This is a genomic window from Streptomyces durbertensis (assembly GCF_014156695.1).
In the GTDB taxonomy this organism is placed as follows: domain Bacteria; phylum Actinomycetota; class Actinomycetes; order Streptomycetales; family Streptomycetaceae; genus Streptomyces; species Streptomyces durbertensis.
Map to the genome: position 1 here is coordinate 1 of NZ_WMLF01000647.1, position 2,133 is coordinate 2,133.

At 72.4% G+C, this 2,133-nt stretch carries 2 protein-coding genes; one reads left to right on the top strand and one right to left on the bottom strand.

The genetic code is table 11. The annotated features are described in order from the left end of the window. The coding region (locus GL263_RS25470; RefSeq protein WP_182858098.1) for a maleate cis-trans isomerase family protein at positions 1 to 864 on the bottom strand (864 nt) is incomplete at its 3' end. Between the two features lie 235 nt (positions 865 to 1,099). On the opposite strand from GL263_RS25470, the gene GL263_RS25475 reads away from it, so the two are divergent. Next, positions 1,100 to 2,133 (top strand): D-2-hydroxyacid dehydrogenase (locus GL263_RS25475; protein WP_182858099.1); only part of this gene is annotated, 1,034 nt, incomplete at its 3' end.

The window sequence follows — 2,133 nt, forward strand, 5'->3', positions numbered from 1 at the left end:
GGTCTCCGCCGGGTCGGCGTCGCCGGGCGGCAGGCCGCTGCCGGCGAGCGCCTTGGGCTCCGGCGGGGCCGGCTCGGCCGGGGGCCCGGCGGGCTGCGGCAGCGACGCCAGCGAGGCGGGGCCTCTTCGCGCCACCGGGTCGAGGAGCGCCTGGTAGGGGCCCACCGCCGTCTTGCCGATCCGGCTCAGCGCGGACCACATCGTGACCTGGTTCGCCGAGACGACCGGCATCCGCAACTCGGCCTCCAGCTGCGGGATGACGTCGTAGGTGGGCAGGTTGGTGCAGCTGATGAACAGGGCGTCCGGCGCGTCGGCGACGGCCTCCCTGGCCATGGCGACCACGTCCCGGTAGGGCACCCGCCAGATGTGCCGGGTCAGCCCCAGGTAGCTGCGGCCGGTGACCTGCACCCCGGCCTCGGCGAGGAAGTCCTCCAGCGAGTCGGTGACCGACTTCGTGTAGGGGGTGACAACGGCGACACGCCGCGCGCCCAACTCGGCCAGCGCGTCCAGCAGCGCGCCGGAGGTGGTGACCGCCGGGCTCTCCCCCGCCTGCGTCATGGCCAGCGCCATGGCGTGTTCGCCCGCCCGGCCGGCGACAAACGAGCCCGACGTGCAGGCGTACGCGAACACCTCGGGGCGTACGGCGGTCAGCGCCTGCACCGCCTCGCGCAGCGTCTCGTGCTCGCTGACCAGCCGGGCCAGGTCCAGGCTGACCTCCACCGGGACGAACGGGGTCCGGGTCAGATGGAGGGAGACGTCGTCCGGCACCCACCGCCAAAGCTCGCGGTCCAGGGCGAAGTCGAAGGGCGCGACGATCCCGACGCCGCGTTGCGGCGCCGGGCCGCCGAGGAACGAGACATCCATAACGAGCCCCTAAGGACACACGCAGGGAGGCCTCCGGCCGCACGGGCGTAAAGCCTGGAACGGCCTTGGCCGAAGAGGGAAAAGAACCGGACAGAAGCCGGGACGCCGGGACAGATGCCTTTGTTGACGAAGGTAGTTTCCGATCCCTACCGTGGTCAATCCCGAGCACCCGACCGCCGGACCCGTTTTCTCCGCCCAGTCAAACCCGCCCTCGTTGCGAAATGGTTTCCCGTTGATGACACCGACAGATCCGCCGAGGCCGACCGGGACGCGCCCGCCGCGTGTGCTGGTGCTCGACGACAGTCCCCGACCCGACCTGACCGCGCTGTCCGGGCGGGCCGAGGTCGGCTACGCCGACGCGTCGTCGCTGGCCTCCCGCCTGCCGGCGGCCGACGTGCTGCTGGTGTGGGACTTCACCTCCGACGCGGTGCGGCACGCCTGGCCGGGTGACGGCCACCGCCCCGGCTGGGTGCACACGGCCAGCGCGGGCGTGGACCGCCTGCTGCCGGAGTTGGCCGCCTCGGACGTGGTGATCACCAATGCGCGCGGCGTCTTCGACCAGCCGATCGCGGAATATGTAGCCGGGCTTGTACTAGCAATGGCCAAGGATTTTCACCGCACCTGGGAATTCCAACGGGAGCGCGCCTGGCGGCACCGGGAGACAAAGCGGGTCGCCGGAACGCGCGCGTTGGTGATCGGTTCCGGTCCGATCGGCCGCGCGATCGGCCGCACGCTTATGGCACTGGGTGTCACGGTGGAGCTTGTGGGCCGTCGCGAGCGGGCCGGCGACCCGGAATTCGGAACCGTCCGCGCCTCCGATGATCTCGCCAAGCTGCTTCCCTCGGCCGACTGGGTGGTGTGCGCCGCCCCGCTCACCCCGGCCACCGAGGGACTGTTCGACGCCGCCGCCTTCGGCCGGATGAAACCCGGCGCGCACTTCGTGAACATCGGCCGCGGCCGGCACGTCGTCACCGACGACCTGGTCGCCGCCCTGGAGGCGGGGCGGCTCGCCGGCGCCGCGCTCGACGTGCTGGAGGAGGAGCCGCTGCCCGCCGACAGCCCGCTGTGGCGGGTGCCCGGCCTGCTGGTCTCCCCGCACATGAGCGGCGACACGATCGGTTGGCGCGACGACCTCGCGCGGCAGTTCGTCGAGAACTTCGACCGGTGGGCGGCGGGCGAACCGCTGCTCAACGTCGTGGACAAGCGCCTCGGTTACGTCACCGACGCCCCTCCCCCCACCCGCCCGGCGCCGTCGGCGGAGGCCGGCCG